Source organism: Dyadobacter ginsengisoli DSM 21015 (assembly GCF_059568735.1).
Map to the genome: position 1 here is coordinate 510,008 of NZ_JCANTY010000003.1, position 21,267 is coordinate 531,274.

Annotated in this window: 17 protein-coding genes and 2 tRNA genes; 15 read left to right on the forward strand and 4 right to left on the reverse strand. The window is 46.7% G+C overall.

Features of this window, described 5'->3' with window-relative positions:
• Nucleotides 1-28: 28 nt before the first annotated feature.
• The 3 genes from BP71_RS12855 (at nucleotide 29) to BP71_RS12865 (ending at nucleotide 4,531) form a co-directional block, all read left to right on the forward strand.
• The gene (locus tag BP71_RS12855) at nucleotides 29-1,447 is read left to right on the forward strand and encodes a capsule assembly Wzi family protein (RefSeq protein ID WP_496379754.1); all 1,419 of its coding nucleotides are present in this window, start codon (nucleotides 29-31) and stop codon (nucleotides 1,445-1,447) included.
• A gap of 49 nt (nucleotides 1,448-1,496) precedes the next feature.
• Nucleotides 1,497-2,939, forward strand: a complete 1,443-nt coding sequence (locus tag BP71_RS12860; protein WP_496379756.1) for a capsule assembly Wzi family protein — start codon at nucleotides 1,497-1,499, stop codon at nucleotides 2,937-2,939.
• Between the two features lie 110 nt (nucleotides 2,940-3,049).
• Entirely contained in the window at nucleotides 3,050-4,531 is a 1,482-nt protein-coding gene (locus BP71_RS12865; RefSeq protein ID WP_496379758.1) for a capsule assembly Wzi family protein, read from the forward strand.
• Between the two features lie 8 nt (nucleotides 4,532-4,539).
• On the opposite strand, the gene BP71_RS12870 is transcribed toward BP71_RS12865, so the two are convergent.
• Nucleotides 4,540-4,929: an HIT family protein gene (locus BP71_RS12870; RefSeq protein WP_496379760.1), complete on the reverse strand. Its 390-nt coding sequence runs from the start codon at nucleotides 4,927-4,929 to the stop codon at nucleotides 4,540-4,542.
• A 127-nt stretch (nucleotides 4,930-5,056) separates the two neighbouring features.
• Between BP71_RS12870 and BP71_RS12875 the strand changes: the two genes are divergently transcribed.
• Nucleotides 5,057-5,764, forward strand: coding sequence for a 3-keto-disaccharide hydrolase (locus tag BP71_RS12875; protein WP_496379762.1), 708 nt, complete (start codon nucleotides 5,057-5,059; stop codon nucleotides 5,762-5,764).
• Here BP71_RS12875 and BP71_RS12880 read toward each other — a convergent pair.
• On the reverse strand, nucleotides 5,759-9,751 hold the full coding sequence (locus BP71_RS12880; RefSeq protein ID WP_496379764.1) for an AAA domain-containing protein: 3,993 nt from the start codon (nucleotides 9,749-9,751) through the stop codon (nucleotides 5,759-5,761). The two genes, BP71_RS12875 and BP71_RS12880, sit on opposite strands and share 6 nt — an antisense overlap.
• 24 nt (nucleotides 9,752-9,775) lie before the next feature.
• A complete protein-coding gene (locus BP71_RS12885; RefSeq protein ID WP_496379766.1) occupies nucleotides 9,776-10,849 on the reverse strand; it encodes a TerC/Alx family metal homeostasis membrane protein in 1,074 nt (357 codons plus the stop codon).
• A gap of 370 nt (nucleotides 10,850-11,219) precedes the next feature.
• On the opposite strand from BP71_RS12885, the gene BP71_RS12890 reads away from it, so the two are divergent.
• The 6 genes from BP71_RS12890 (at nucleotide 11,220) to BP71_RS12915 (ending at nucleotide 14,481) form a co-directional block, all read left to right on the forward strand.
• Nucleotides 11,220-11,292 (forward strand) — tRNA-Gly (locus BP71_RS12890).
• A 64-nt stretch (nucleotides 11,293-11,356) separates the two neighbouring features.
• A tRNA-Leu gene (locus tag BP71_RS12895) sits at nucleotides 11,357-11,442 on the forward strand.
• 752 nt (nucleotides 11,443-12,194) lie between these two features.
• Nucleotides 12,195-12,791 (forward strand): hypothetical protein, encoded by a 597-nt coding sequence (locus BP71_RS12900; protein WP_496379768.1) that lies wholly within the window; start codon nucleotides 12,195-12,197, stop codon nucleotides 12,789-12,791.
• 58 nt (nucleotides 12,792-12,849) lie between these two features.
• The gene (locus tag BP71_RS12905) at nucleotides 12,850-13,758 is read left to right on the forward strand and encodes a hypothetical protein (RefSeq protein ID WP_496379770.1); all 909 of its coding nucleotides are present in this window, start codon (nucleotides 12,850-12,852) and stop codon (nucleotides 13,756-13,758) included.
• 181 nt (nucleotides 13,759-13,939) lie between these two features.
• Nucleotides 13,940-14,209: a helix-turn-helix domain-containing protein gene (locus BP71_RS12910; RefSeq protein WP_496379772.1), complete on the forward strand. Its 270-nt coding sequence runs from the start codon at nucleotides 13,940-13,942 to the stop codon at nucleotides 14,207-14,209.
• 2 nt (nucleotides 14,210-14,211) lie between these two features.
• Nucleotides 14,212-14,481: a hypothetical protein gene (locus tag BP71_RS12915; RefSeq protein ID WP_496379773.1), complete on the forward strand. Its 270-nt coding sequence runs from the start codon at nucleotides 14,212-14,214 to the stop codon at nucleotides 14,479-14,481.
• A gap of 1 nt (nucleotide 14,482) precedes the next feature.
• Here BP71_RS12915 and BP71_RS12920 read toward each other — a convergent pair whose 3' ends face one another.
• Entirely contained in the window at nucleotides 14,483-15,130 is a 648-nt protein-coding gene (locus BP71_RS12920; RefSeq protein WP_496379775.1) for a hypothetical protein, read from the reverse strand.
• An 88-nt stretch (nucleotides 15,131-15,218) separates the two neighbouring features.
• Here BP71_RS12920 and BP71_RS12925 point away from each other — a divergent pair, with 88 nt between their 5' ends.
• From BP71_RS12925 to BP71_RS12945, 5 genes are all read left to right on the forward strand, one after another.
• On the forward strand, nucleotides 15,219-15,467 hold the full coding sequence (locus BP71_RS12925; RefSeq protein ID WP_496379777.1) for a hypothetical protein: 249 nt from the start codon (nucleotides 15,219-15,221) through the stop codon (nucleotides 15,465-15,467).
• A 139-nt stretch (nucleotides 15,468-15,606) separates the two neighbouring features.
• Nucleotides 15,607-17,118 carry a type IV secretory system conjugative DNA transfer family protein gene (locus BP71_RS12930; protein ID WP_496379779.1) on the forward strand — a complete coding sequence of 504 codons (1,512 nt, stop codon included), beginning with the start codon at nucleotides 15,607-15,609 and terminating at the stop codon, nucleotides 17,116-17,118.
• A 21-nt stretch (nucleotides 17,119-17,139) separates the two neighbouring features.
• Nucleotides 17,140-17,922 carry a hypothetical protein gene (locus tag BP71_RS12935; protein WP_496379781.1) on the forward strand — a complete coding sequence of 261 codons (783 nt, stop codon included), beginning with the start codon at nucleotides 17,140-17,142 and terminating at the stop codon, nucleotides 17,920-17,922.
• A 178-nt stretch (nucleotides 17,923-18,100) separates the two neighbouring features.
• Nucleotides 18,101-20,842: a MobF family relaxase gene (gene mobF / locus BP71_RS12940; RefSeq protein WP_496379783.1), complete on the forward strand. Its 2,742-nt coding sequence runs from the start codon at nucleotides 18,101-18,103 to the stop codon at nucleotides 20,840-20,842.
• Nucleotides 20,826-21,227 (forward strand): hypothetical protein, encoded by a 402-nt coding sequence (locus tag BP71_RS12945; RefSeq protein WP_496379785.1) that lies wholly within the window; start codon nucleotides 20,826-20,828, stop codon nucleotides 21,225-21,227. The genes mobF and BP71_RS12945 overlap by 17 nt, the downstream gene beginning before the upstream one ends.
• Nucleotides 21,228-21,267: the final 40 nt, after the last annotated feature.

The window sequence follows — 21,267 nt, forward strand, 5'->3', positions numbered from 1 at the left end:
ATCTGCCCCAAGATATTAGGAACCCTGAATGAGGAAGTATCTATTTGTGCTGCTGTTATGTGCGGCATTTCATCTCAATGCATATGCTCAGGATTCCACATTTTTCTACTCTGCAACAGTATTAGGAGCCGCTTCCACGTCCCAATCGCCCTTTTGGCTGAGGGCCAACCAATACGGTGCTGTTCCTGATGGGTCATTCCTTGGCGGGAGAGTGAGTTTTCACCGGGTATACAACATCAACAATCCCCGTTTTTTTCAATGGTCCGGAGGAGCAGAAGTCATAGCCAATGTAGGGAAAAACTCCACCGCTTTTTTCACAGATCTGTTCCTCGCAGGTAAAGCTGGCCCCATAGAACTGAGTATCGGGCAACGAAAGGAAACAATGGGCTTGGCTGATAGTAGCTTAACCAGCGGTTCTTTCGCATTCTCACAGAATTTCCGTCCGTACCCAAAAATTCAAATCGCTGCATCCAGATTTATCAACATTATTCCGGGAAACGATATTCTATCGTTCAAATTCAGTTATTCCGACGGCATCCTTGGATCGGCTTCCATTCACTACGGAAATGTCGATCAAGTGGATGAAGTTTACCTGCATCATAAATCCATATATCTGAAGATCGGCAAACGAAATCATAGGCTTAACCTCTATGCCGGTTTCAATCACCAGGTAATGTGGGGCGGTGAAGATAAAATTTTCTCCGGCGGCTTAAAACGATCTGACGCCTACGAGTACGTCGTCTTCGGTAAGGCTTGGCAAGGCAGCAGAGTGGGGAATCATTTCGGAACAATCGACGTCGCGGCTGAATGGAAGGGTGCTAAATGGAATATGTTTCTCTATCGTCAAAGCATTTATGAGGACGGTTCGCTCAGTAACCTGTCCAATATTGCTGACGGGTTGAATGGAATTAGATTTAAAAGAAAAGGCCTGCCCGACAAAAATTCCGGTGTCAGTGTGAATACAGTTTTGGTTGAGTTTGTCTATACCAAAAATCAGGGAGGGGCTATTTTCGATTTTAATACAGGAGTCTATGGGCAAGATAACTATTTCAACCATTATGTTTACGACCAGGGCTGGTCTTACAAAGGCCGGACTCTAGGCACTCCCCTCATTGCGCCTCAAACTGCATTCAGAGAGGAGCTTATGTCGTCGGGCACTCTGTTTACAACGAATAATAAACTGATGGCCTATCATATAGGCGCTGATCTCTCGTGGAGAAAATTAAACTTTTCATTGAAAGGTACTTACTCTCTTAACTTCGGGACTTATAGGAATCCACTTAGTCCTGCCTTACATCAGACATCCTTTATTGTACGGGCCGAAAGCCCCTTATCAGCAAAGCTTCATGATTACATTTTCCTAAATCTGGCTGCTGATATTGGGAAATTATACCCCAATAATATGGCTATTATGCTTGGTTGGAGGAAATCCGGTTTTATCCGATAACTTTGATGCAAAGCCATTGACTAACGGATGCTCTATTTCTATTGTTTAAATGTCGCGCCCTATTTCTAAAATTCGAAGCTGCCTGGTTCTTTGCATTCTTTGCCTCACGCTTTCAACATACGCCCAGGACTCTACAGTATTTTACAGGACAACTCTCTCGGCTTCCGGTGCAAGCGCCCAAACGCCGTTTTGGCAATATGCCAATCAGTATGGAAGCGTTCCATTGAGTGGTAATTACGCATTAGCGACCGCCGGGCTTTATAAAGTATACAACCCCAATAACCCGCGCGTTTTCCAATGGAGCGGCGGAATCGAGGCAATCGGCGGTTACGGGAAGTCGGGTGATGCTTTTTTTACAGATCTGTATGTCGCCGCTAAAGTTGGCCGCATTGAAATCATGGCAGGTCAAAAGAAAATGGTCACCGGGCTTGTCGATACAAGCATGACGTCTGGCTCAATCGCAATGTCGGGAAATGCAAGACCCTATCCCCGGATCCAGATCGCCATTCCCGAATATTTTCCGCTTTATTTTACCAACAACTGGGTCTCCCTGAAATTTTCCTATTCCGACGGCTATCTTGGCGGCAGCGCTGTCAATTATGGAAGTGTCAAAAGGGTATCGAAGACTTATTTACATCAGAAAATGCTATATCTCCGGCTCGGAAATGCTCTGAACAGATACAAAATATATCTCGGCATGAATCACCAGGCTGTTTGGGGGGGAGAAAATAAACTGATGCCGTTGTATGAGCTTAGTATGGCAAAATCTTACTGGTATACGATAAGCGGCAAGACTTTGGACTATAGAAAGGTCGGAAACCATTTTGGCACGATTGATGTCGGCGCAGAGTGGCGTGGAAAAAACTGGTTGCTTTTTCTCTATCGCCAGAACATCTATGAAACCGGTTCGCTGTTTCGTGTTACCAACTTTCAGGACGGGCTCAATGGGATCAGCGTCAAGAGACTGAAACCGCTACCCAGGGGGTCGAGCTATTTTGCTTTTCAATCCTTTTTGCTGGAAGTAATAGGCACCCACAATCAAATCAATCGGACACCATTATCGGAGCTTGCCATGTTTGAAAGAGGTAATTATTTCAACAGCTATCTCTATGCCAGAGGCTGGTCTTATTATAGCACCGGCCTGGGAACTCCCCTCGCCCCTCCTTCCGCTATGACCAGAGACGGCCTCCCGAAGAATAATTCAGAATTCACGAACAACAATCGCTTCTGGGCTCTCCACACAGGCATCACCGCAACCTGGCTGCATATGAAACTGGCACTCAAATGCACTTACTCCCGTAATTCCGGCACATTTCTCAGCCCCTTCGAAAAAGTAGAACAACAGGTGTCTGTACAGCTCGGCGCAGAAAAAAACTTAAATATATTAAGGGGCTGCAGTGTTTTTTCCGCAATATCGTCCGATATTGGTAAGCTATACCCGAATTCCTACGGGCTGATGGTAGGGCTTAAGAAAAGCGGCTTTCTGGACTAATCAACCAACTCTACTCCCGCACTGCGCTGTGTTCAATATGATAATAGAAAAGTTATACTTATTTTTGTTGGCTATTATACACATTATGAACGAAGCGTAAGGGCACACCTATGAGATTTCTTTTATTCATATTACTAACGGTGCCCTTTATTGGTTTTTCTCAATCCGAGACCAAAGAGCCTGTCATTTACACCGATTCAACTACCAACTACGTCGAGGTCGTAGGAATGGGTAGTACCAACGGACACACACCCTTCTGGATCCAGTCGAATCAATTTGGTATCGTCCCAACAACCGGGCCTATCCTCAGTGCCCGCGCAGGTCTGGAACATTACTGGACACTTTCCGAGAACAAAACCCGGAACAACCTGCGTGTCGGGGTTGGCGTGGAAGCCGTAGGCAATATGGTTCAGACTAAGAATTTTCTCCTTCCACAGGCACACGTCACGCTGCGCTACAAGAACTGGGAATTGTATGTCGGGCGGAAAAAACAAGCGCTTGGCCTTGCGGATTCTACAATCGGCTCGGGTTCCTATGCCTGGTCCGGGAATGCATTACCGATTCCTAAAATTTACTTCGGGACCACCCGATTCGTCCCTATACCATTTACAAAAGGATGGCTTTCCTTTCAGGCATTCTACTCGGACGGGCTTTTCGAGAAAGGCAGACCTATTACAAGTGACCTGAAATTTCATCAGAAAGCATTCTATATGCGCATCGGTAAAGCCCATTCTCTGCTGAAACTCTATGGCGGTTTCAACCATCAGGTTCAATGGGGTGGAAAAACCAAGGTCAACAACCTTGCCGGCGAAGGCGGTCAGATGCCCAGCGGGTTTTCCAATTACATTCACGCGGTAATAGGGTCTATCGGCGGTAGTGGTGACGATATTACCCACTTCGACAGTACGAGCAGGATCGGGAACCACCTGGGATCAATTGACCTGGCCATGGAAGTCGAAACCTATGGAAGCAGTATTTTTCTTTACAGGCAGTTCCTATACGAAGACGGTTCACTATTCTATCTGACCACCATTAACGATGGCTTATACGGCGCCCGGATCAAGCGGAAAAACTCATACGGTGCCAATTTTGAAGTCAACGAGGCTGTATTGGAATTCCTGTATACAAAAAACCAGGGTGGAGATGATTTTGTGATAGGAGACCCTAAAAGAAGGGGCCACGACAACTATTTTAATAATCAGCAGGTGCGGGACGGCTGGGGCTATTTTGATCGCACGATCGGAACACCATTTATTCCGCCGACCTCTCAGACCAAATGGAAATGGCCCAACTATGCCGACAACTTCACAAGTAATAACCGCGTGATGCTGTTCCATATTGGCCTTAAGGGCACATTGTTCAGGAAAATCGAATGGCTGGGCAAATTCTCCTACTCAGAGAATAACGGCGCCTATCTTGAGCCTTTCATCGGGTCACCCAAGCAGTTTTCCGGTTTGCTGATGATGCAGTCAAAGCTCGATGTATTGGGCGGCCTGACGCTGAAGGGCGCCTATGCAGCGGACATTGGTGACCTATACCGCAAAACTTACGGATTTATGCTCGGCATACGGAAAGACTTTTCGTTCTACTGAACCGACATTCACAAGTTACTTCTGATCCTTTCAGCCAGCGTCGCGAGTTCTTCCTGTGACGTTTTTATTTTCTTGCTGAAATCTGCATCGGCCATGCTGTTTAGTGGAAGCAAATGTACGTGTGCATGCGGCACTTCCAAACCAATGACGCTAACTCCTATTCTCAGACAAGGTACCGTCTTTTCCAATGCAGGGACGATACTTTTAGCGAACGCAAAAAGCCCTGTGTACAGGTCGTCGTCGAGATCGAACAAATAATCAACCTCTTTTTTAGGGATAACCAGTGTGTGCCCTTTCGCAATGGGAAATGCGTCCAGGAACGCAAGGAAATCCTCCGTTTCTGCGATTTTATGGCAAGGAATCTCGCCTGCTACGATTCTTGAAAATATAGATGCCATGTGGATATAATGATGTGTTACCAGGACGTGCTCCCAAAAATAGGAGCAGCTAACTTTCGATCCAAATATGCGCTCGAAAACTCAAAAAGTACTTAATATTGTGGACTAAAACTTTAACAAGCGAAACATGAATTGCACAAAATGGAAGGCCTTCGGAAAAGCGTCCGCTATCGCCCTGGCAGCCCTGGCGTTCTCGGGGAATGACGCAGCGGCCCAAAAAGGAAAATGGGTAACGCTATTCGATGGCAAAAGTCTCAATGGCTGGCACAGCTGGCAATCCGACAAAGTTCTGCCTCAATGGAAAATCGAAGACAATGCAATCGTACTGACAGAAAAAGGCGGTAAGGATCTGGTTACCGACAAAGAATACGGTGATTTTGAACTGGAACTCGAATGGAAAATCGCCGAAAGCGGTAACAGCGGGATAATTTATCACGTCATTGAAGACAAAAAATACTGCTGCCCGTATTCTACGGGACCCGAAATCCAGGTCTTAGATGACCAAAAGCACCCGGATGCCAAAGCTGGCAAAGAAGGCAACCACAAGGCCGGCTCACTATATGACATGCTCCCTCCTACTGATTTCACTGTGGTGAAACCCGCCGGCCAGTGGAACAAAGCCAAAGTGATCATCAAAGGCGGCAAGGGCGAAAGCTGGTTGAATGGCAAAAAAGTGGTTGAATTCCCTACACAGGGTCCCGAATGGAACAAACTGGTTGCTAATAGCAAATTCAAGACCTGGGAAGGCTTTGGCGCTTCGTCCAAAGGGAAAATTGCTTTGCAGGATCATGGCGACAAGGTTTCTTACCGCAACATCCGCATCAAAGAATTATAATATTCCGCCGGTCAGATTTCCTGACCAATATTCGCGGCTGTAAACGCGCCTGAAAGGCCAGTTTTTCAACTGCAACAGAAGGGGCAGATAAGCGTGAGGTTCTTTGGACGACTTACTATTATGGTAAAGATCATCGTCTGTAAGCACCAAGCCCTTGTAAGCCCCTTCTTCTTTTACTGTGATATCTCCGAACGGAAGTTCCTTCTCAAAACCGGAATTCTGTCGTACCAGTCTTTCTTTCAGCAGCCATTCCGAACGAAACGGCCCGACAGCCAGCGGGACGGGTTCAAACCTTCCTTCCGATACTTGCAAGGCATAATCCATATAAGCCCGCAGCAATTTCGGACCTTCATTCGCGGTATGCTCCGTTTGAAGCTGGGAAGGCCAAAGACTCGTTACAAAGTAAATTTTCTCCCGCGCCCTCGTGATGGCGACATTGAGCCGGTTCTCCCCTCCCTGCATATTTAGCGTGCCAAACTGCATGGAAATCCTGCCTTTCTCGTCTGGGGCATACCCCATCGAGAAAATGATTACGTCGCGTTCGTCACCCTGCACATTCTCTATGTTTTTAACAAAAAGGCCCTCCGGATAAACTGCTTCCCTTTCAAGTGCGTCCTGAATGGCCGTCTGCTGGTAAAAGTTGAATGTAACAACCCCAATACTCATACCGCTGCCGGCCAATTCTTTGATCAATGTTAAAACCTCTTGTACTTCGGCAGTATTCGTATTATTGTTCCAAATGCCTTCGGTCTTGATATAGCGAATCCCCGGCTCCCGAACATTTATTTTATTGAAATCCGGAAGTAACTTCAGACTCTGTTTATAAAAGTTTCTGTTTGAAAAGTCAATAAGGTCCAACGAGAGACTTCTGTAATGGCCTGTCAGCTGATAATGGTCCAGCGACTGCCCTGCAAGGTCCAGCAATGACTCTATTTCAATAGCCGCCGAATAATCCTCACCTTCCGTCCGATCTTCAAACCTAACCCTATACAAATCGCTTGGTGAAAGCTGCTTGCTATCTCCCGTTACCACCCATTGCTTGCCTCTGAATGCGGCAGGCAAACTGTATTCGGCATAACATTGAGATGCTTCATCAAAAATCACCAGATCGAACAATCCTTGCTGCATCGGAAAAATCGCCGATACTGCCTCGGGTGATGCCATCCAGCATGGAATTAAGGCAAAAACCTCTTCCGAATAGCTTTCCAGCAATTTCCGGATAGGCCATATTTTACGCTTTTTAGTCACCTGATGCCCTAGCTCCCGATAGGTGACACGGTTGCCCAACCGGTTTTTCTCCACATCCTCGTAAGTTGCTTCCCTTAATTTGATATTTGCTATGTCCGAGCTGAGCTTTTGCTTCAAAGTAATGCTCCCCTGCACCTGGTCTTCCCATTGCTTCATTTTAAGCGAAGTTACGGATCGCAACGCAGGGTGTTTGCCTTCAATATGTTCGATCCAGGAAAGTTTAACACTATTTTCAAAAAGGTGTAATGTTTCAGATGAATGCTCCATTCTCAACTCCGCCGCCTTACCGAGTACTGTTTGCGTCGCTGCCTGTTGTGCTGTCGTCATATCCTCCCATAGCCGGTCCATATCAGCCATCGAATCGAAATCGTCCCGCAGCGCCTTCAGAAGAATGCCATTGAAACCATTCGGGGCGTCGATTAGCCCCTCGATCTGAACCGGCAGAAGGTATGTAAGCATAGCTTGTTCTATCCTGCCCCAGGTGTTCAACCACTGCTTCAACTCGTCAATATTGCCCACGAACTCACTTAACTGGCCATGAATCCGAACAACATGATGAAACACATTAGTCCACGCACCCGCGTTCATTCGCGCGGCCGCATCGGCAGCTTGCTCCGCACGCTTAAAAAATGAAAGGTATTCGGCAGCGCGGTCCGTTCCGAAATCATCGATAAAAACTGCTTCAAAACCCAGACTTGCGTGGTTCAACCAGGATTCCAGTTGTTGACGGTTTCTGAGGCGTTGTTCGAGACGCATGAGGTGTTCGAGCGAGACAGTAAGTCCATTGGCTGATGCCACACGTTCAATTTCTTTTTTTTCCTTACTGAACACATCCCAGAAAAAGCCAGAAACGGCTGATTGCTTTGTTTCCAGCGCCTTTTTGAGTGTTTGCCCAAATGCATTCAACTCATTTGCGGGCACCGACATTTCGATCCCTTCTTCTGAGATAAAGCCTTCCATCGTATCCACTGCCTGGCGGATCAATGCGAGGCGCTCGTGTATACTGGAGGACGAGTCAACATATTTTCCCAGCAACTTCCATGAGGCCTGATCCGAAATCAATTCGGCGATATCTGAAAGCCGCTCGGTAATCTCTTTACGGTTTCTGAGGTACTCCTTTTTAAATGAAACTCCGCTAAGATTTTCAAATATCTTTGTTTGCTTTTCAAATATGCCGGGCCATTCCATCAACATATTTTCCATTTTCCGCAAGTCCCCAACGCCAAATTGTCCAAAGCTCCGGCGGCTCTGCCAGGGATGATTAGAATGGATCAGAAACGAGTAATCGGAATAGGTTTTGAAAAGCCGCTTAAAATCATCCCAGGTGTCCATCCGGAACTGCCGGTAATGTGGTCGCATATCGGCCTGCGGTCCTTCGGGGTCACTTGTCAGATAAAGTTCCTTGATACTCACCCCGCATTCGCGCTCATCGAACAACGCGGCCCGGAAAACATCCAGCTCTCCGATGGTTTTATCAATAGCCCGGCTTTCCTGTGTAAATTGCCTTTCCAGAAAAACCGAATCAAGACTATAATTCTGTTGGCGGTACGATTCTACTTTTTCAATCTGTGAGGCAATCTGGGTATAAAGTGCAGGTCTGTCGTTTTTGAAATCGTGAATCAGACCAGTGAAGTCTTTCATCCCGGTTGTCGCCAGGCGCTGGTACACCACATCCAAGGCTGCTCGTTTCTGACATACCAACAGCACCTTCTTTCCCTTGGAGGTAAAATCAGCGATAAGATTACAGATAAGCTGAGATTTCCCGCTTCCGGGTGGCCCTTGCACGACCACCGAGTTTCCTGACTTGACAGCTAATATAATCTCCTCTTGCGACTCATCCACGGGAAATGGCGTCAGAACATCTTCCTCACGCGCCGGCCTGCCTTCCGGCATCAAAACCTGCTCAACCCGTTCGATATTACCTTCCTCATTTGCCGTACCAATCAGAGGAATATTAAAATGCGCTTCTTCCGAAAGGTCGATCAGCTTTTTATAGTCAGGGACCAGGTAAGACCCCGCCTGGGGGAAGATCCCGAGAACCGCCTCAGGATACAGTTTCAGCTCTCCGTTGCGTTCGTTTGCAGCAAGGTTGGAGCTTTTTTCTGCGCTGAACGCAATTAGTTTGTCTTCAAAAAGCTCTTGATTGAAATTGATCTTGAAGGGTGTCGATTTCAGCCATTCATATAGTTGTGTCCTGAATTCCAGAAAATCATCGGAAAAATCCTCGAACGACTTTTCAAGAACTTCATCCGGAATCCTTGTTTCGTTGAAATGCCCGTACGCAAGTGTAAAACTCTGATTGAGTACCACATTGCTATCGTCACGCTCAAACAGGCACCATTGCTCCCGGTCCATACGCAACGTCACAGGAAAGAACAGAAGCGGAGCGTGGATCGGCGTCCCGTCCGAAAGTTTTCCTTTAATGAAAGGATAGCCCAGATACAAATCACGCGAGCCTCTCTCCTCCTCAACGAAGCGCTCGGTACGGGAAATTTTCCGCAGCCGCTTGCTCACTTCGTTGACTTTTTCAAATCGGGGATCCGCTACATCACACAATGCCACACGCCCCTTCCCTTGAATAACCTGCTTGAGCACCTCGATCGAAGACCTGGACAGCAGGAAATCCGTGTCGTGGAAATCCAGAAATTGTTCAGCAGACAAGCTCGTGAGTAACAAAGACTTGTTGCGGGTACTGAGATTGGTAAGTCTTTTTAAATATGCTTTAAGAATCCGGCTCATAGGTACTCAAACGATGCCTGACACCTAACTATTGGACAAGACTTCGTCCTCCACTTCCTTTTTTTCCGGAATGACCACCGATGCCAGTATACTTACCGCCAAAATCCCCAGGATCACATACAACGAATAAACAGTCTGAAATCCGATCGACTCGAGATAGTGATGCGCCAGCATTTTGCCACCGATGAATACAAGCAGAACACCCAGTCCGTATTTCAGGAAACGGAAAAGGCCCATGATGTTGCTCAGAAAAAAGAACATGGAACGGAGGCCCATAATCGCAAAGATGTTCGAAAAGAAAACAACGTAGGGGTCTTTGGTAACCGAGAAAACTGCAGGCACCGAGTCAACAGCGAAAATAAGGTCCGTGAACTCGACAATCAGTACGACCACAAAAAGTGGCGTAACAAGCCATTTGCCCTTTTTCAGTACAAAGAAATGCTCCCTTACGTAACGCGGGAACACGGGCAGGTATTTGGACGCGAATTTGACAACCGGATGTTTCGCCGGGTCGATTTTCTCCTCTTCTCCTCCTTCGAAGAATATCTTACCACCCTGGTATACGAGCAAAAGCCCGAAAATGTAAATGATCCATTCAAAACGCTGCATCAGGGCCGAGCCCACGAAGATGAACACGAAACGCATGACAATTGCGCCCAAAACTCCCCAGAAAAGGACTTTTTTGAAATACTTAGGTCTTACACCGAAAGACGAAAAGATCAGAATGATCACGAAAATATTGTCGACCGAAAGAGCATACTCCAGCAAATAGCCAGTAATAAATTCCAGCGACATGTTTTTACGGTAGATTTCCAGACTTTCGTAAAAATCGCCGGGAATCAGTTTGAGGTGCGGCGCATATTTATTTTTGATTGTTTCAAGCTCAGCATAACTATCCATTCCATGCACCAGATCACCGTGTGTATTGATGATCAGGTAGAACACCAGCGCCAGCGCTATCCAGGCTACGGTCCAGGCAGCCGCCTCTCCAAACTTGACCACGTGGTCCTTTTTGTTGAAAACACCCAGATCCAAAAGCAGCATCACACTGATTACCAGTATAAAACCTCCAAAAAACAGTACTTCGTTGGAAAACATGAATAAGCAAATTTAGTTACGAATAGACCGGCTGGACTCCCATTAAAACCGGGCCATACCGATGGATTATAGTCAATATGATTTAAAGGAGGCAAAGGTAAGCAAAATATGAAGTGGATAACTGAAATCGGACGGGCGGTAAATAGGCCGACCTCAACTTGAAATTACGACGGATGAACACCTTTTGATACAAAATGGCCCGGATTATCGTCTGTCGGCATTTTTTGATCAAAAAATTTTCGGGAGCGACCAATTGATTTACAATTTGTTAATGTTTTTGTAAGATCTTTTTGCTAAATATTTTCCCCAAAAGCTTGCGTCAAATACCAGACGTACCTACATTTGCACCACGATAATCAAGATCGGTTATGCGAAAGTAGCTCAGCTGGTAGAGCGCGACCTTGCCAAGGTCGAGGTCGCGGGTTCGAACCCCGTCTTTCGCTCAGAGAGAACAAAGCACCGGAGACGGTGCTTTTTTTCTCTTAACTGGTACCGGTACCTGGCTCTGCCGGGGTGGTGGAACTGGTAGACACGCAGGACTTAAAATCCTGTGGGCCGAAACGCCCGTACGGGTTCGATTCCCGTCCCCGGTACTGAATTTCAAGCAGTTATGAACGTAAGTTTGTAGCTGCTTTTTTATTGGTACAACATAGGTACAACAACAGCGGGAAAGCTTACACCACGGCTGAAGAACGGGAAAGGCGACGCCTGGAAGCTCATTATTTGCTTACAGCCCTAACCGAAAGAATAAATGCTGCAAGGTTGTTATGTCAATTACTATTTGGTAACACGTGGCGCTTTCTGGATTCTTACATTTACCGAGTATCGTTTAAAAGCAATATCAGATACGTGATATGTACTCTAAGTTATAATAATAAAAAAATCGTCTTTGTCGATTTTCATAACAAGAAGCAAGACGAGAAAAGGCGCTGTGACTGGACAAGTTGAAATGTTAGGGAATTTTTGATATGAAGTAGTTTTCTAGCGACTTGACCAGCAGCTACTATATCTCCTGTATCGTAGACTGCCCTCCTCGCATCAAGGGTCGCTAGCGAAGACATAAGATCGGGCTACGAAAATTACCGCGACAATATATCGTAGGATAAATTCTACACAACTAGTGTAATTATGTAAATAAATTCTGTATTTCTCAAAGATTTTCTCTCGATGGGTGTTGCAATTAATCGAGACGACCGCTAAATTCAAAGGAAATTAATAATTACTTAACACTACGACTTGCACGACATTTGTGTCCGAACTAGATAGCACAAGATGATAAATGCAAAAATCGTACAACAATAAGAGAATTTTTTACATATTTTCGACGTTTTAACCCTAAGAAACTATGAGTGTTGAGATGAACCCATTAGACGATATCAAGTTATCCCCGTCGTACCTCGAACTCTTTGACTACGAGGGCGCTGTCCGTTCACTAGCTAGACAGAACAGTACTAAAAAGCACTTGACGACAGGCGACCTGAATGAATCTATCATTTTGGCAACCATGTTGCATGAGTGCGAATCAACTTTCAGAATATACGTGAAAGATTTTGAGCAGGATATGTTAAATGATGTGCACAATAGATTCGAATCGACGCTAAACCAATTCATTCTTAACGGCGGGCAAGTTATTGCTGTCGTTGATAAATTTGACATTGACAATGCTAATAACAACAGAATTACCTCTCTACTTCAGCAAAAATTGTTGATTGAACCTTATAACAAAAAAATACACATATTTGAGACTAACGTTCCAAAAACCTCCGGGGAAAAATTTTACTATTCAGTTGGAGACAATAATATGTATTGGATAGAATATGATACTGAGAGACGGCATTCACAGTTTTGCTTCAACGACAATGATGTCACCTCTCATCTTATTGAGTACCACAACGAATTGATAGCCAACTCGACCAAAGTGGAACTTGAACTCAGTTATTAGGGTCGCTTTATTGCCATAATATTCCTAGATATCTGAAACTCTCCTAACTAAATTTTTCATGGATATAGAACGTTGCAATTCTATTTTTGAGTTATTTGCGGCATTCAATTTCACATACGCAATTTTGTCGAAGCCGAGCGCAGCGTCAGCTGAACTTAATGCCCACCACAATTCATTTGTACATATAATTGATGAGAATTTATTAAAGCCTTTCTCTTCGTATATCGCAAAACAAAAAGAAACTCATGCTACCAAAATCTCCTATATCGAGCAAACCATTGAAACGTACTCAAGAAACCCCAATATAACGGTAGCGGATGCAGAAAAATGCAAGAATCTTTTATATCAAAAAGATTATTGTGCCAAGAAAATTTTTCTTGCAGTGGGGAAGGCTGAAGAAAAAAAAGCACTCGCACGTGAACGTATTAATTCTCGTTTTCCCTTAGTAAGCTTTATATTAGCACTCTACTGTATTTCTATTCTTTTTTTATCGACAACAGAATCACCATGTCGGCATCTTACACTGGGGTTCATAGTTATCTTGATATTCGCCATCAGCGCAAAATACTTTAGAACTCCCATTTTTAGTTCCAGATTTACCTATGTCGATTATTTTAAGTTGATGATGATCTTCCTTTTGGGCCTGTTATTTATAACAATCCTACATGTAGTATTGAAATATTATTTGGCTACCAACTACAATCATTGGTTGGTCAAGGTTTTTCTTGGGCTTGACTCGAACATCTACTTTAGGCCACTAGTCGTTATTCTAAGCATGGCGGTACCGATCTCACACTTTATTATCTACTCAATATCTTTCCTAATAATTTTGTGGACTATAAACCAAGATAACGACAAAACGTTAGTGCCTGTTATTCCCGTGATAGACGATCTTCTGAGAGAATGTGAAATTCTGAATAGCGAACCAGTCGTCACAATTCCTCCAAGACAAAATAGTAATTTATAATACGCTAGTGAGAGGATTGCATTAAAGATCAATATTTAAATAAAACTTTTTAAAATTCGACAAAGTGCCAGACGCGAACGTCCTCCGGCGCGCCTTTCTATAAACGAAACCTTCGGTCCCACCTCGCCTATCTATTACTTTGTCAATGGGTATATTAAATGATTAATTAGATATCTGCCTTATGCAAGTAATTTGCATTGAAGATGCAGCACTTTACGAACTTATAGATCAAGTGGTCGATAGGCTGAGAGCTACGCAATCCGCGCGCTTAGAAAAATGGCTTCCAGAGGAAGAAGCCATGCGAATTTTGAATGTTAAATCTAAAACAACCCTTCAAAAATTACGCGATGAAGGAAAAATCCGTTTTTCGCAGCCTCAAAAGAAGGTTATCTTATATGATCGGGATTCAATTGAAGAATATTTGAACAAACACGCTCGAAACATTTTCTGACCATGGATGACGAAAAAATCGACCCCGAATACCTCAAAGGGTTCAACGATAGCTATCTGATTGCGCAGCATATGTCCGGTCTTTCAGAAAAGCTATCAAAAATCGAAGGTGATAGTCCACGCCTACAAGGTATGCGAGATGGCCGCCAGCAGTATTTGGTAGACCAGATTAAAAGTAAGCTTCCGCATTGGCTCAAAACGGACAAAACAAGTAAAGACGGCCCCTCGCCTGAAAAACCCAAAACCCGCGACATCGATCCACCATCTAAATAAGCTACTCCTTCCCGGGAGTGCCTTTCCCTTTGCCGGGTAACTTGCTCGGTTCCGTTGACTTCTGTTCCTGCACCTTCGTATAGCTAAGGCTCTGTGTAAACCGTGCCGACATCGAAAAAGTCTTTTCCTCTTTTTTTTCGGCGGCTTGTGGTGTCGCTGGCGTTGATTTCTCCTCAGCTTCCTTGGCTCGGAAGTTCGTTCTCAACTGCCGCATGTAGTCTTGCGAATAATTCATGTCCTTGGGAGCCTGCCGCAAACCGTCCATTTCTTTATCCGATTTCCCCTCGAACACCTTGGGGTTCATTTTGTGGAACGTTGCCTCACGCAGCTGGTTCGCCGTAGCATCATCGAGACCAAGCATACCAATCTCATGTTCAACCCTCTTATTGATCCCTGTTTCGATATCCGCTTTCTGCTTTTCGAGGTTGTAGACAACATTGACTGGATTGCTTTGTTTGGCGGGTTTCAAGAACCCTGGCGGATTGTAACGCGGCACGTATGGGTCAGGCTCCTTAAATTCGCGAGGAGTCCGGTCAAGCTCCTTGTCGATCAATTCCGTCTTTTTTCGAGCTTCCGTGACCATCTCTTCGATATATTCCATGTGCTCTGGAAACGGATAGTGCTCCTTTCGGCTATCTTGATTATCCATGTTTTGGAGGGTTGAATTCTTGACATTGACTGAATTTATGGTAATATAAAAAGACAAACAATTCGCACTGGACAGATGGAGGCTTACAATGAAATACCAGGAACATCTGCTTAAAAACGTCTTTGGCGGCGACGAAGAGCGTTTCGACAAAGCCTGGCAGCAAGCACTCGACGAGGGTTGTGAAGGCGCAATCAGTTGGAAAAAACTCGTTGCCCCTGCCCCGCTTCCCGAAAAAACACTCGGCCTGGCTTCAATCTCCAAATCCGAGTGCATCGCTTACGATTTGAAGCAAGTTTCATTCGAACCGTTCCAATCCTTCTTTATTTGGAAACGTTAAGCTCTAACTTCCGAAAACTCCCTCATAATCAAGAAAGTCTCCGATAAATAATTTCGGGGTTACTTATTTAACGGTCAAAATATTCTCGAACCAATCTAATATTTTGTCAAAATAATTTTACCCTCTTCACTTCTTGTCTATGAAATCGTTTGATCTTGATCAGCCGATCATCGAACTGGCTTCGCCATCCGAGCGAAACTACTGGACATTGCGCCATGCCGTCGAAGGCGTTCAAATTTTCGGAGGAATTGGCTCTGGTAAAACATCCGGATCTGGCAGGATGCTCGCTTTAAAATACCTCAAAGCTGGGTTTGGCGGATTGGTACTGACGGTTAAACCGGACGAAAAACAATCGTGGGTCGATTACTGCCAACAAACAGGCAGAGCCAGCGATCTGGTCATCCTGGAACCCGGCGGAAAACACAGCTTCAATTTCCTCAGTTATGAGTCCGCACAGTCCGGCGGTGGCTCCTCCCTGACCGAAAACCTGGTCGATGTCCTTAAAACCGTTATCCGTGCCGGCGAAGAAAAAGACGCCGGAAAGGGAGATGATCCGTTTTGGGAAACGGCACTCGATATGCTCATGTTTAACGTGATTGACCTTTGTCAACTTGCCTACGGCAAAGTATCTATCAAAGACCTTTATAATATTGCCCAGACAATACCTAAAGACCTGGACGGGCTGAAAGCAGAAGAACAGGAAGGCGCGAAGTATTTTCACAAAGCATTCGAAACAGCCAAGGAAAATGTCAACGCTCAGGTAGAAGAATGGTATGCCACTCTCTCCGATGCGGACCAGCGCCGTTTGCAAGACGCACTGGAGTTCGAGAACGAGCTCTTGGAAGCCGTGCCGAATGCGCGGCTATTCAAGTTTATCGACCAGTTCTTCGTCGAAAACTTTATCTCCCTAACCGACAAGACCCGCTCGATCATCGACTTTATCTTTTCCGGCTTCTTGTTTCGCTTACTTCGGGAACCGGTCTACTCTATGTTTTGCAGACATGAATTATCCACTGTTACTCCTGAGGACTCACTTCGCGGCAAGATTATCCTGATCAATCTCCCGGTAAAGACCTATCACAAGGTTGGCAGGGACTGCCAGATCCTGTTCAAATATATCTGGCAACGCACAATGGAAAAGCGCGATATCTCCTGCAACGATCGCCCGGTGTTTTTGTGGGCAGATGAGGCACAGAATTTCATTCACGAGAAAGATGCCGATTTCCAGGCGACGGCACGTAGCAGCCGCGTCTCAACAGTTTATATCTCTCAAAACCTGCCGAACTACCTCGCCTCCATGGGTGGCAAACAAGGTGAATTCAAGGTCAAAAGCTTCCTGGGAACGCTCGGTACCAAAATCTTCCATGCCAATGCCGATATCGAGACCAATAAGTATGCGTCTGAACTCATCGGGGACGCCTTCTTTGAAGAGTATGGTGACAGCGTCACCTATGCCAAGCAATTTTCCAAATCTCAGTCTCGCTCTATGCGCCTCGAACGTGTGGTACGGCCCGAAGAGTTCGTCCGCCTTAGAACCGGCGGACCGAACAACAGCTTCTGGGTGGAAGGCTACCTGCACCGGCAAGGCGACATGGTACTCAAAGGCCAGAACTATATTAAAATGTTATTCGCTCAAAACTATCAACCATAACAAACCTAACTCCTTCACTCTATGAAAAAGAACCTCTATTTCCGTTCCGTCTTTCGTCGCAAGAATGTAATCAAGGAAGCAATCCTTGATCTGTTCCTTTCAACCTGCTGCGTTCCCCGGCTGCTTCTGGAAGTGTTTATCCGCACTAACATGGGCGAGCGTTATTTTTCGTTTTCCACTGCAATTATCGCGACAACTGTTCTGGCAATTCTGCCTATCGGAGCGAGCGTCGGCTTCTATTTTCTGTCCAGGTATGGGTTCAGTCGTGAATTCGATATCTTCGAGTTCTTACTTCATGACCTGACCTGGTATCTGTTTCTTGCCGGGTTTGTGGGTATGTGCCTCGACCGTCGCCGCGAGATCAAACGGCTTCCGTCTGTCTTCGACTTTGGCCGTTACAGCCTATCGACAGGTAATATCCATAACGGCTTTTTGAACTACCAGCCCTATGGCAAGCGGCTATCTGTACGTACGATTGAGACGGTCATCGAGCCGGGTTTCTTTTTCGTAATAGGGGCAGGCCTCTGGCTCTTACAGCAGCATGTGGGCATTCTGATTGTCGTTTGTAGCGTCTGTTATTCGATCAGTTACCTGGGTGCATATCATCGCGGAGACAACTTCGTCATGGACCAAATTGACGAAATGATCTTTAACGAAGAGATGACTGCATCATTTGTTGACGGCCTGACACCGAACGAAACCAGAGGCGTTAACTATTACGGACGAAAGCCAGTCGATGAGAATATGCGAAGGAAAGTTGCCGAAAATTTCGTCGAAGATTCCGAAATAGCAGTGGCTATCTGACCCCCTAAGCAGTGCTTAGGGAAGACGTCTGATGCAAAAGTTAACACAACGTATATCAATTCCCGTACACAGCCTAAGGGGTTTTCCGTACACAGCTCCTGGTCAAACCAGATAGGCATTTCTTTTAACGTAACCAGAAATATCAATCCCGAATTCAATCCTGTTGTAGACTGCATTTATGATACGGATGATCCAGGCCAGCAATGCTGACCATGCCAAAGCCTACTTCAAGCAAGCGCTCTCCAAAGCTGATTATTACATTAATGATCAGGAGTTGAACGGGCAAATCCGCGGCAAGCTTGCTGAGCGGCTTGGCATCACAGGTGTTGCAACAAAAGAGACATTCTTTGCTCTTTGCGACAATATCGATCCGACGACTGGCAAACACCTAACGCCTCGGACAAAGGCCGAGCGGACGACAGGATATGATATCAACTTTCATTGCCCGAAATCCGTATCGATCTTGCACGCCCTGTCGGGCGATGATCACTTGCTGAAGGCATTCGAAGACAGTGTACAAGCGACCATGCGCGACATTGAGGCGGATGCCAAAACCAGGCTGCGGAAGGATGGTCAGTATGATGATCGGAAGACCGGTGAGCTAGTCTGGGCGGACTTCGTCCACCAGACCGCAAGGCCGGTGGACGGGCATCTGCCTGACCCGCATTTACACGCTCATTGTTTCGTCTTCAACGCGACATGGGACGAAGACGAGCGGCGGGTAAAGGCAGGGCAATTCCGGGATATCAAACGGGACATGCCCTATTACCAGGCACGGTTTCACAAATACCTGTCTGACAATTTGATCGATCTCGGCTATGGTATCCGGCGCACGGACAAATTCTTCGAAGCCGAAAACGTGCCTCAGCGTGTGATCGACCTCTTCTCCAAACGCACGGATGAAATTGGCCGTATTGCCAAGGAAAAGGGCATCACCGACATTGACGAACTGGGCGAGCTTGGTGCCCGCACCCGAGCCAAAAAGCAGCCGGGTGTCGGTATGAACGAGCTCAAAGCGGATTGGCGTAGACAAATCCGCGAGCTCGGACCAGAGCAAGATGGCAGTGGCGAGCGGGCTATCCGCAATGCCCCTGACACGGTGGTGGAAATAATACATGCCAAGGACTGTGTCGACCATGCGTTGCAGCACGGCTTCGAGCGAGCCTCGGTCATTCATGACCGCAGGCTGCTTGAAACTGCCTACCGCCACAGCATTGGCCAGCGGGCGATTTCACTGGATCAGGTTACCGTTAGCTTGAATTCGGACCAGCGCCTTATGGGCATTACCGACCGTGGCCAGAAGCTTATGACGACCCGTGAGGTACTGTCCGAAGAGCACTACATGGTCAAACTTGCCAGAAGCGGCCAGGGCAAACTCCGGCCCCTCTACACAGAAAGCCCGGAGGTGAAGCTCGACGGCCAGCAGGGCGAGGCCGTCAAACACCTTCTGACGACCACCGACCGGGTGTCCATCATCCGGGGCACGGCAGGCTCCGGCAAGACAACATTGATGCAGGAAGCCATCGAGCATATGAAGAGGGCCGGAAAAACAGTCACGGTCGTTGCGCCGACCTCCGAGGCGTCACGTGGCGTCTTACGGAATGAAGGTTTCGCGCAAGCTGAAACCGTCTCTCAGTTTTTGGTCGATGAAAAAATGCAGGACAAGCTGAAAGACCAGGTCTTGTGGGTCGATGAGGCGGGCCTCCTTGGCACCAGGGATATGACCGCCCTGCTCAACCTGGCCACCAAACAAAACGCCCGGTTGATATTGGGGGGCGATACGCGGCAGCACAGCTCGGTCGTCCGTGGGGATGCCTTGCGCATCCTCAATACGGTCGGCGAGATCAGGACCGCCGAAGTCAGCAAGATTTACCGGCAGCGCGACGAGAACTACCGAAGGGCCGTTGAAGACCTTTCAGCAGGAAACGTCAAGAGCGCGTTTGAAAAACTGGATGCGTCGGGGGCTATCAAAGAGATCGATCCACTTAGTCCCAACAAGGACTTGATCGACGATTACATGGCTGCCATCAAAAACAAGAAATCGGCTTTGGTGATTTCTCCCACGCACCAGCAAGCGGAAGACGTCACGGACTCCATCCGCCAAAAGCTGCGAAGCAGCGGCGAACTTGGTAAACGCGAGATTACCATTGACCGGCTTGTTAACCGTAACCTGACCGAGGCGCAGCGGTCGGATTGGCGCAATATCAATGAGGGAAATATTATCCAGTTCAACCAGAACGTTGCCGGCATCCAACGCGGCAGTCGCTGGACTGTCGCGTACAGTAATGATCACCATGTCCTTATCAAAGATGCCCAGGGCGAGACACAGACGCTGCCGACAGATAAAAGTGCCTGTTATGACATTTACCGGACAAAGTGGCTTGACCTTGCCAAGGGCGACAAGGTTCGTGTCACCCGCAATGGTTTTGATGCAAAAGAAAAGAGGCTAAATAACGGCCAGCTTTTGCAAGTCACCTCCGTCAAGAAATCGGGCGACGTTGAACTGCTGGGCGGCGACGGCAAGACCAGATACAAGATCGGCAAGGATTTCGGACACATCGCCCATGCCTATTGCATCACCAGCCACGCCTCGCAAGGTAAGACGGTTGATGAGGTGTTTATCTCACAACCAGCAGCCACCTTCCCGGCGACCAGCTCCAAGCAACTCTATGTTTCGGTTTCGCGAGGGCGCGATAAGGTGCATATCTACACCGATGACAAAGAGGAGCTGCTTAATCACGCGCAACGCCTGGGCGACCGTCAGTCTGCCCTGGAGCTCATGCAAAAGCGGAAGAATATACAAGCCGTGGCGGAACAAGTTGCACTCGAGCGCAATGCACCGCAAAAGGAAAAAAATCCGGTAAGAACGATTACTTCTAAACAGCGCACAATCGATATCGACTATGAGCCACGGATTTAAATTACGCTTCGACCAGATGCGGGAGAACGGCCCCGCGAAAACCGACAGCGAAGAAGAACCTGTTCTTGGCGGGTCGGATGATACGATGCACTCCGTTGGGCATGCCCGGAACTTGTGCTTGGTCTGGCCTGACGGCAGACGTGCGTTTTTCAACTATGCATATTTGGTCTCAGCCGATTTCGACCCAAATAGCGAGGTGAACATCATCACGCTCTGCTTTTCTTCCCAAAACGTTATTTTAAAAGGATATGGCCTGGAAGCCTTGTTTATGCAACTACTCGATCATCTGCCACGGATTATCGCCGCGATTGATCCAAGATACATTCCAGTTGAAACAGGATCGGAAAGTATTATTATCAGTATCGAGATGGAAATAACAGAATAGTAAATTTAAGCCGGACAGATTGCACTGTCCGGCTTAGATC

Bases quoted from the DNA above. Each gene is read 5' to 3' on its own strand.
- BP71_RS12880 (WP_496379764.1), bottom strand. From the start codon at position 9,751: ATGAGCCGGATTCTTAAAGCATATTTAAAAAGACTTACCAATCTCAGT.
- BP71_RS12935 (WP_496379781.1), top strand. From the start codon at position 17,140: ATGAAAAAGAACCTCTATTTCCGTTCCGTCTTTCGTCGCAAGAATGTA.
- BP71_RS12855 (WP_496379754.1), top strand. From the start codon at position 29: ATGAGGAAGTATCTATTTGTGCTGCTGTTATGTGCGGCATTTCATCTC.
- BP71_RS12925 (WP_496379777.1), top strand. From the start codon at position 15,219: ATGAAATACCAGGAACATCTGCTTAAAAACGTCTTTGGCGGCGACGAA.
- BP71_RS12900 (WP_496379768.1), top strand. From the start codon at position 12,195: ATGAGTGTTGAGATGAACCCATTAGACGATATCAAGTTATCCCCGTCG.
- BP71_RS12865 (WP_496379758.1), top strand. From the start codon at position 3,050: ATGAGATTTCTTTTATTCATATTACTAACGGTGCCCTTTATTGGTTTT.
- mobF (WP_496379783.1), top strand. From the start codon at position 18,101: ATGATACGGATGATCCAGGCCAGCAATGCTGACCATGCCAAAGCCTAC.
- BP71_RS12920 (WP_496379775.1), bottom strand. From the start codon at position 15,130: ATGGATAATCAAGATAGCCGAAAGGAGCACTATCCGTTTCCAGAGCAC.
- BP71_RS12875 (WP_496379762.1), top strand. From the start codon at position 5,057: ATGAATTGCACAAAATGGAAGGCCTTCGGAAAAGCGTCCGCTATCGCC.
- BP71_RS12945 (WP_496379785.1), top strand. From the start codon at position 20,826: ATGAGCCACGGATTTAAATTACGCTTCGACCAGATGCGGGAGAACGGC.
- BP71_RS12915 (WP_496379773.1), top strand. From the start codon at position 14,212: ATGGATGACGAAAAAATCGACCCCGAATACCTCAAAGGGTTCAACGAT.
- BP71_RS12885 (WP_496379766.1), bottom strand. From the start codon at position 10,849: ATGTTTTCCAACGAAGTACTGTTTTTTGGAGGTTTTATACTGGTAATC.
- BP71_RS12910 (WP_496379772.1), top strand. From the start codon at position 13,940: ATGCAAGTAATTTGCATTGAAGATGCAGCACTTTACGAACTTATAGAT.
- BP71_RS12930 (WP_496379779.1), top strand. From the start codon at position 15,607: ATGAAATCGTTTGATCTTGATCAGCCGATCATCGAACTGGCTTCGCCA.
- BP71_RS12870 (WP_496379760.1), bottom strand. From the start codon at position 4,929: ATGGCATCTATATTTTCAAGAATCGTAGCAGGCGAGATTCCTTGCCAT.
- BP71_RS12860 (WP_496379756.1), top strand. From the start codon at position 1,497: ATGTCGCGCCCTATTTCTAAAATTCGAAGCTGCCTGGTTCTTTGCATT.
- BP71_RS12905 (WP_496379770.1), top strand. From the start codon at position 12,850: ATGGATATAGAACGTTGCAATTCTATTTTTGAGTTATTTGCGGCATTC.